This is a genomic window from Streptomyces milbemycinicus, assembly GCF_002154605.1.
Classification (GTDB): domain Bacteria; phylum Actinomycetota; class Actinomycetes; order Streptomycetales; family Streptomycetaceae; genus Streptomyces; species Streptomyces milbemycinicus.
On the sequence record NZ_MUNE01000788.1, the window covers coordinates 1 to 8357 of the forward strand.

The 8357-nt window shown below is 73.1% G+C and carries 6 protein-coding genes; 5 read left to right on the top strand and 1 reads right to left on the bottom strand.

Annotated elements, in window-relative coordinates:
• Positions 1 to 66 precede the first annotated feature (66 nt).
• Positions 67 to 1416, bottom strand: coding sequence for a glycerophosphoryl diester phosphodiesterase membrane domain-containing protein (locus tag CCN51_RS46140; RefSeq protein ID WP_043487469.1), 1350 nt, complete (start codon positions 1414 to 1416; stop codon positions 67 to 69).
• 203 nt (positions 1417 to 1619) lie between these two features.
• Here CCN51_RS46140 and mtnA point away from each other — a divergent pair, with 203 nt between their 5' ends.
• The 5 genes from mtnA to CCN51_RS46165 form a co-directional block, all read left to right on the top strand.
• The gene (mtnA, locus tag CCN51_RS46145; RefSeq protein ID WP_043487472.1) at positions 1620 to 2777 is read left to right on the top strand and encodes an S-methyl-5-thioribose-1-phosphate isomerase; all 1158 of its coding nucleotides are present in this window, start codon (positions 1620 to 1622) and stop codon (positions 2775 to 2777) included.
• The gene (gene mtrA / locus CCN51_RS46150) at positions 2774 to 3451 is read left to right on the top strand and encodes a two-component system response regulator MtrA (protein ID WP_014061181.1); all 678 of its coding nucleotides are present in this window, start codon (positions 2774 to 2776) and stop codon (positions 3449 to 3451) included. Before mtnA ends, mtrA begins: the two co-directional genes overlap by 4 nt.
• A gap of 1 nt (position 3452) precedes the next feature.
• A complete protein-coding gene (gene mtrB, locus CCN51_RS46155) occupies positions 3453 to 5603 on the top strand; it encodes an MtrAB system histidine kinase MtrB (protein WP_078610610.1) in 2151 nt (716 codons plus the stop codon).
• Positions 5593 to 7446, top strand: a complete 1854-nt coding sequence (locus CCN51_RS46160; protein WP_014179066.1) for an LpqB family beta-propeller domain-containing protein — start codon at positions 5593 to 5595, stop codon at positions 7444 to 7446. Before mtrB ends, CCN51_RS46160 begins: the two co-directional genes overlap by 11 nt.
• Positions 7447 to 7686: 240 nt before the next feature.
• A partial coding sequence (locus CCN51_RS46165; RefSeq protein WP_086860924.1) for a ComF family protein occupies positions 7687 to 8357 on the top strand: 671 nt, incomplete at its 3' end.

The window sequence follows — 8357 nt, forward strand, 5'->3', positions numbered from 1 at the left end:
GGACACCGCCGAACAATTTTTAGCCTCGGTCCTGGGTATCGAAAGATACCCAGGACCGAGGCTTTTTTATTTTTCGTCGCCCCGCATCTCGGCGGCGTCGGTGAGCTCCAGGTCGAGGGCTTCGCGACGGATGCGCTGGTCCACGTAAAGGAGCGCGGTGACACCCGCGCTGATCGGCAAGGTGATGGTTGAGGCGAGAACTCCGCCGATTCCGATGACCACCAGAAACGTCCAGCTGACGGAGACGGACTCGCCGGAAAGCCAGTCCATCGCATTGTCGCCGCCGATGGCCATTCCGACGATGCTGGTCGGGATCTCGACGACGGCGGAGACGACAAAGGCGATGAGTAGCGCGAGGAGCTGGATGCCGAGCACTCGCCACCACGCGCCGCCCACGAGTTTGGCGGAGCGGCGCATGGCGGCGCTGAGTCCTTGCTTCTCCAGCATCAGGGCGGGGGCGGCGAGGCTGTAGCGGATCCAGAGCCACAGGGCGGCGGCTGTCGCGCCGAGCCCGCCCAGCAGGGCCAGCGCCGCACCTTCGCTGTCCGCGTCGGCGGCGATGAGCAGAAGTCCCGGCGCCAGGCCGGCGGCGAAGGTGACGGCCACGAGTCCGGGCAACAGGAGCAGCAGGCCGCACAGCTGGAGGAGGCGCGGGCGGGCATCGCGCCACACTTCGCCGGGCGACACGGACCGTCCCAGTACGGCCCGGCCGATCACGATCGTCAGCAGGGCCGTGGTGACCATCGTGCCGAGGACTCCGGCCGCCAAGGGAACGGCACTGCCTGGCAGAGCGTGGCCGAGGGCGTCCAGGGCCTCTCGTACGCTCGGATTCGGGTCGTTCTCAAGCGAGTCGAGCCCGCTCGTGTCCCGGAACCACAGTCCCGTGGCGGCCGTGGTCACGGCATGGGTGACGAGGGCGACGGCAAGGGACACGCCGAGCACCGGCCGCCAGTGGGCGCGCAGGGCGGACACCGCCCCGTCGAGGATTTCGCCGACGCTCAGGGGCCGTAGCGGGATGACACCGGGCCGGGGTACGGGCGGCGGCTGAGTCCAGCCGGCCCCCCAACTTCCGTACGAGGCAGGGCCTGCTGGACCGCCCGGCCCCGCCGGGCCCGTCGGCGGGGCGGGTGGTGGCGCGGGTGCGTCGCCGGGGTGTGCCGTCCAGTGCCCCGCAGGTGGTTGCCGCTCCGCCCACTTCGCGCCCCATGAGGGTCGGTCCGCCGCCACCTGATCCGCCGCTGGGCCCTCCGCCGTGGGGCTGTTCGCCGTGGGGCGGTCCGGCCCGGGCTGGTCGGGCAGGACAGGGCCCTGGCCCTGTGCGGCCTGGTCGGCCGGGGCGTCTGGCGGCTGGGGGTGGTGGCGCGGTTCGTCGGTGGGGGACGGTCCGGGCGGTGCCCAGCCCGGAGAGTCATTCATCGTTGCTCCGTAAGGTCGGTCCCATAAGGGCGAAGGGCGGCCGCCGGGCTGTCGCGAGTGCGCGGCGGCGGCAGGTTGGCAGTCATCGTGCCACGGTGAACATGGCCGGACGGTGGGCGTCGGGCGTGGCGGGCGCTTCAATACTTGGGGCCTCCAACGCCGGGGCCTTCAATACTTGGGGCCGCAGAGGGCAGACTGGACCAATGGCTGATCAGCACTCAGTGGACCGGGGCGCCGACGTATCGCCCGCCGCGCTCGCCCTGTGCTGGGAGGAACCGCCGGAAGGTCCCGTGCTGGTGATCCTGGACCAGACGCGACTTCCCGCCGAAGAGGTCGAGTTGGTGTGCACCGATGTACCGGTGCTGGTGGAGGCGATCCGTTCGCTCGCCGTACGGGGCGCTCCGCTGCTCGGTATCGCCGGGGCCTACGGCGTCGCCCTCGCCGCCGTGCGCGGCTTCGACGTGGACGAGGCGGCCGAATCGCTGGCGCACGCCCGGCCCACGGCCGTCAACCTCGGCTACGGGGTGCGCCGCGCCGCCGCCGCCTACCACGCGGCAGCGAAGGGCGGGGCGGACGCCGAGGGGGCCGCGGCCGCGGCCCTGGCCGAGGCCCGTGCGCTGCACCGCGAGGACGCCGAGGCCAGCGAGCGGATGGCCGAGCACGGCCTGGCCCTCCTCGACGAGCTGCTGCCCGCGGGCGGCTACCGCATCCTGACCCACTGCAACACCGGCGCGCTGGTTTCGGGCGGCGGGGGAACCGCCCTGGCCGTGGCCGCGGCGGTGCACCGGGCCGGGCAGCTGCGGCGGCTGTGGGTGGACGAGACCCGCCCGCTGCTGCAGGGCGCGCGGCTGACCGCGTACGAGGCGGCTCGCGCGGGCATGGCGTACACGCTGCTCACCGATAACGCGGCGGGTTCGCTGTTCGCGGCGGGAGAGGTCGACGCGGTCCTGATCGGCGCTGACCGGATAGCCGCGGACGGCTCGGTGGCCAACAAGGTCGGCAGCTATCCGCTGGCGGTGCTGGCCCGCTACCACCATGTGCCGTTCGTCGTCGTGGCGCCGACCACCACGCTGGACCTGGCCACCGCGGACGGTGCGTCGATCGAGGTCGAGCAGCGCCCGGGGCATGAAGTGACGGACATCACAGTGCCCTATGCTCCGGCGGCGGGGGCGCACGCGGGCACCGGGATACCGGTCGCGCCGCTGGGCACACAGGCCTACAACCCGGCTTTCGACGTCACACCACCGGAGTTGGTGACGGCCATCGTCACCGAGGCGGGGGCCGTCTCACCGGTCACCGCGGGCGGCATCGCGGAGCTGTGTGCCAGGTCACGATCGGGTAATGGGATGATGTCGATATGAAGGGACGCGTCCTTGTCGTCGACGACGACACCGCACTGGCAGAGATGCTTGGCATCGTGCTGCGCGGCGAAGGCTTTGAACCGTCGTTCGTGTCGGACGGCGACAAGGCTCTCGCCGCTTTCCGCGAGACCAAACCGGATCTGGTACTCCTCGATCTGATGCTCCCCGGGCGGGACGGCATCGAGGTGTGCCGGCTGATCCGGGCCGAGTCCGGAGTGCCGATCGTCATGCTGACCGCGAAGAGCGACACGGTCGATGTGGTGGTCGGTCTTGAGTCCGGGGCGGATGACTACATCGTCAAGCCGTTCAAGCCCAAGGAGCTGGTGGCGCGGATTCGCGCGCGGCTGCGGCGGTCGGAGGAACCGGCGCCGGAGCAGTTGGCCATCGGGGATCTGGTGATCGATGTGGCCGGCCACTCGGTGAAGCGGGACGGCCAGTCGATAGCGCTGACGCCGCTGGAGTTCGATCTGCTGGTCGCGCTGGCGCGCAAGCCGTGGCAGGTCTTCACCCGTGAGGTGCTGCTCGAGCAGGTGTGGGGCTATCGGCATGCCGCCGACACGCGGCTGGTCAATGTGCATGTGCAGCGGCTGCGCTCGAAGGTCGAGAAGGACCCGGAGCGGCCGGAGATCGTGGTGACCGTGCGCGGCGTCGGCTACAAGGCCGGGCCCAGCTGAGATGCCGGAGGTCGGCTCGGCTCCGCCTGTCGGCAGGTCGGCGGGCGGGGCCCCGGAGGGTGTGCGTCCGGGGCGGCCCGTCGACCCGGCGGGTGAGATTCCGCTGCTGCGGCGGCTGTGGAGCGGTGGGCATCTGCTGCCGGACGGGGCGTCGGGCGGCCCCGCGCATCCGTTGATCCGGCTGCTCGGGCGGTGGGTGCGCCGTCCGCTGCTGCCCGCTGCCCGGCTGTGGCGGCGCAATATCCAGCTGCGGGTGGTCGCGACCACCCTGCTGATGTCGCTCGGTGTGGTGCTGCTGCTCGGCCTGGTCGTCATCGGGCAGGTGCGCAACGGGCTGCTGGATGCCAAGCGGCATGCGGCGCAGGGCCAGGCCGCCGGCGGGTTCCAGGTCGCCGAGCAGATGGCCGACCGGAACAGCGCCGGCCGCAGCGGGGACGGGGCCGACGCCCGTGGCCGGGTCGGCCAGGACGCCGCCAGCTGGCTGAACCAGCTGGTGGAGCAGCTGGCCAGTGGCGGCAAGGGTGCGTACTCGGTGGTGGCGCTCAGCTCCGCCTCGGGCGACACGCCCCGCGTCGTCAGCCGCGGCGCGCGCGTGTCCGGCGATGTCAAGCAGGACAGCGTCCCGGCCGGGCTGCGCGAGAAGGTGGACGAGGGGCGGACCACGCCGTACGAGCAGTACGGCCGGATCCTGCACAGACGGTCGACGAAGTCCGAGGCCGCGCTGATCATCGGCAAGCGGCTCAACGACAACCACGGCGATCCGTACCAGCTCTACTACCTCTTCCCGTTCACGCAGGAGGAGAAGTCGCTGAGCCTGGTGAAGGGGACGCTGGCGACGGCCGGGGTCTTTGTGGTGGTGCTGCTCGGCGCCATCGCCTGGGTGGTGGTCCGGCAGGTGGTCACGCCGGTACGGATGGCCGCCGGGATCTCCGAGCGGCTGGCGGCCGGTCTGCTGCAGGAGCGGATGAAGGTCACCGGCGAGGACGACATCGCGCGGCTCGGCGAGGCGTTCAACAAGATGGCGCAGAACCTCCAGGTCAAGATCATGCAGCTGGAGGAGCTGTCGCGGATGCAGCGCCGCTTCGTCTCGGACGTCTCCCATGAGCTGCGGACGCCGCTGACTACGGTGCGGATGGCGGCGGATGTCATCCATGACGCGCGCGAGGACTTCGACCCGATCACGGCGCGCTCCGCCGAGCTGCTGTGGGGACAGGTCGACCGGTTCGAGTCGCTGCTGTCGGATCTGCTGGAGATCAGCCGGTTCGACGCGGGCGCGGCCGCTCTGGAGGCCGAGCCGATCGATCTGCGCGATGTGGTGACCCGGGTGGTCGACGCGGCCGAACCGCTGGCCGAGGCCAAGAGCACCCGGATCGTGGTGCGGGGCGCCGAGCAGCCGGTGATGGTGGAGGCGGACGCCCGGCGGGTGGAGCGGGTGCTGCGCAATCTCGTGGTCAATGCCGTGGAGCACGGCGAGGGCCGGGATGTGATCGTGCGGCTGGCCGCGGCGGGCGGGGCGGTCGCGGTCGCGGTGCGCGACTACGGCGTCGGGCTCAAGCCGGGCGAGGCGACCCGCGTCTTCAACCGTTTCTGGCGGGCTGATCCGGCCCGTGCCCGTACGACGGGCGGCACGGGCCTCGGCCTGTCGATCGCGGTGGAGGACGCGCGGCTGCACGGCGGCTGGCTGCAGGCGTGGGGCGAGCCCGGCGGCGGTTCGCAGTTCCGGCTGACCCTGCCGCGTACGGCGGGCGACGCGCTGCGCGGCTCGCCCATCCCGCTGGAGCCCGAGGACTCCCGGCGCAACCTGGCGTCGGGGCGGGGCGCGGAGGCCACCGGGGCCCCAGGGGCGGCTTCGCGCGAGGGCGCGGGGGAGCGGCTGGCGGCCGTACCGGCGCAGCCGAAGTCCGCGCTGTCCGGCGCCGACCTGCCGCGGCTCCCCGGCGGCGCGGGCCTGCCCACGCCGACGGCCGACCCCACGGCGCTGCCGGGCAACGGCGCCCGCGTGGTGCCCCGGGGCGCTGCCCAAGGCACGCCGCCTGCGCCGGGCCCGCGGCCGGGTGCGGTCGACACGGCGGTCGACAGGGCGGCTGATACGGCGGCTGATACGGCACACACGACCTCGACCGAACGGGAGGGCCGCCCCCGTGGGCGCTGACCGCTACCGCCTCCGCCGTACGCGCCGGCTGCTGGGCGCCCCCGCGCTGCTTGCCTGTGGCGCGCTGCTGCTCACCGGCTGTGCCTCGATGCCCGACAGCGGGGATGTGCGCCGGGTGGACTCCTCGCCGCGTACGGACGTCGACACGCGGGTGCAGGTGTACGGGGTGAGCCCGGGCAAGGGCGAGCAGCCCACCGAGCTCGTCAACGGCTTTCTGGAGGCGACGACCAGCAACGAGGAGGACCTGGCCACAGCCAAGGAGTACCTGGCCAAGGACGCCGGCCGGAAGTGGGACCCCTTCGCCGTCACCACGGTGCTCGCACAGGCGCCGGAGGTGCGGGTGGAGGCCGATCCGGGGGACCGGGACGGCGACGGGCGGACCGTCGTGCTCTCCGGCCAGCGGATCGCCACGGTGGATGCCACGCATGCGTACCGGTCCTCCGGGGGCCGCTACGAGGAGCGCGTTCATCTGTCGAAGGTGGGGTCGGAGTGGCGGATCGACCGCCTGCCGCGCGGCCTGGTGCTGGGCGAGCCCGACTTCCAGCGCATCTATGAGTCGGTCAACAAGTACTACTTCGCCGAGCTGGGCTCGGACGCCGGCAACTCGCGGGCGGGGCAGGGCGTCCTGGTCGCCGACCCGGTCTATCTGCGGCAGGGCGTCGACCCGGTCACCGCGGCCGTAAAGGCCCTCCTGGACGGGCCGACGAGCTGGCTCGACCCGGTGGTCAGCACCTCCTTCCCCTCCGGTGCGCAGCTGGGCGGCCAGGACGAGAAGGTGACGCCGGACGACTCGAACGCGCTGAAGGTGCGGCTGAGCGACCGCGCGGCGCATGTGGGGCAGGCGCGCTGTGCCCGTATGGCGGCCCAGCTGCTCTTCACGGTCCAGGGTCTGGGGCAGCCGGCGTCGGAGATCCGCAGCGTACGGCTGGAGCGGCAGGACGGCGCGGAGCTGTGCACGCTGTCGCGCGACGCCGCGCGCTCCTTCGCGCCGGAGGGGGTCATCGGCCGGGGCGACCATCAGTACTTCGTGGACGCCGACCACCGGGTGGTCCGGCTGTCCGACGACGCGCGGCAGCCGCAGGCCGTGCCGGGGCCGTTCGGTGAGGACGGCGTCGGCCTCGGGTCGGTGGCGGTGTCCCGGGACGAGCGGCTCGCCGCGGGGGTCACCAAGGACGGCCGCTCGCTGTATGTGACCGAGCTCAGGTCCGGCGTCCAGCTCGGCAAGGCGAGGCTGCGCAGCCAGGGCGGCAGCGCGGAGCACGGGCTGTCGGCGCCGAGCTGGGACGGCCTCGGCGGCCTGTGGGTCGCCGACCGCAATCCACAGCAACCCAAGCTGCTGCGGCTGCGCGAGGGCGAGGAGAAGGCGGACGAGGTCCAGCTGCCGGATCTGAACGGCGGCGTGATCACGGCGCTGCGGATGTCCGCGGACGGCACCCGGATCGCGATGCTGGTCAAGCGCGCCGGGCATACGACACTGCAGCTCGGCCGCGTCGAGCGAGGGGGCAGCGAGGAAGCTCCCAAGCTGTCGGTGCGGGGGCTGCACTCGGTCTCCCCGCGGCTGGAGGATGTGGACGCCGTCTCGTGGGCCGGGGGCAGCCGGCTGGTGGTCGCGGGCCGTGAGTCGGGCGGGGTGCAGCGGCTGCAGTACGTCGAGACGGACGGCTCGCCGGCTGACGTGCCGGCCGTGCCCGGGCCGAACGGGGTGGAGGCGGTCGCGGCCTTCGAGGGGCAGAACCGGCCGTTGATCGCCGAGACGACGAACGACGGGATTGTGCGGCTGCCGCCGAATACGGACTGGAAGACCGTGGCCAAGGAGGGGTCGCTTCCGGTGTATCCGGGGTAACGGCTCGCCTTCGCTGCCTCTGCCTCTGCCTCTGCCTCTGCCTCTGCCTTCGCCTCCGACTCGACCTGGCCCCCGCCCTGGACCTGGTCCTCGGCCGACTGGGCGTCGACCGGTTGGCTGTCAACAGGATGGGGGCGCGTTCACCCGGATGGGCGCGGCCACACCGTGGTTGGCCCGCAGTTATCCACAGGGTTGTCCACAGGAGTGGCGGGGCTGTGAGGGTGACGCGACAGTGGGCCCATGTGGATGTGGAGTCGGGAGATCGCCGGACTGGTGCTGCCGACCGGCTGTGCGGGGTGCGGTCGGCCGGGCGGCGCGCTGTGCGGGCGGTGCCGCGCGGCGCTGTGCGGGGCCGGGGCGCGGCCGGTGCGGCCCAGCCCGCCCCCGCCGGGGCTGCCGCCCGTCCATGCGGCGGTGGCCTACGAGGACGAGGCCAGGGCGGTGCTGCTCGCGCACAAGGAGCGGGGGGAGCTGCGGCTGGCGGCGGCGCTGGGCGAGGCGCTGGCGGGGGCGGTGAGCGCGGCCTGTCCCCATCCCCGTCCCCATCGCCGTCCCCGTCTCCATCGCCGTCGCCGCTCCTGGCGGCCGCTGCTGCTGGTGCCGGTGCCTTCGGCGCGGCGGGCGGTCGCGGCGCGCGGCCATGACCCGGCCCGGCGCATCGCGCTGGCGGCGGCGGGGGTGCTGCGGCGCGGCGGGCGGCCCGCGCGGGTGCTGCCGGTCCTGCGGCAGCTGCGGGCGGTGACCGATCAGGCGGGGCTGGACGCGCGGCGTCGGCTGGAAAATCTCACCGGGGCGCTGGGTGCGGCGCCAGGCTGCGGGCGGCTGTTGGCGGAGGGCCCGGTGGTGCTGGTGGACGATCTGATGACCACGGGAGCGTCGCTTGCGGAGGCCGCGCGGGCGGTGCGGGCCGC

What these genes read in the sequence shown, in the direction of transcription:
- CCN51_RS46140 (WP_043487469.1), bottom strand. Translation starts at nt 1,416, where the DNA reads ATGAATGACTCTCCGGGCTGGGCACCGCCCGGACCGTCCCCCACCGAC.
- mtnA (WP_043487472.1), top strand. Translation starts at nt 1,620, where the DNA reads ATGGCTGATCAGCACTCAGTGGACCGGGGCGCCGACGTATCGCCCGCC.
- mtrB (WP_078610610.1), top strand. Translation starts at nt 3,453, where the DNA reads ATGCCGGAGGTCGGCTCGGCTCCGCCTGTCGGCAGGTCGGCGGGCGGG.
- mtrA (WP_014061181.1), top strand. Translation starts at nt 2,774, where the DNA reads ATGAAGGGACGCGTCCTTGTCGTCGACGACGACACCGCACTGGCAGAG.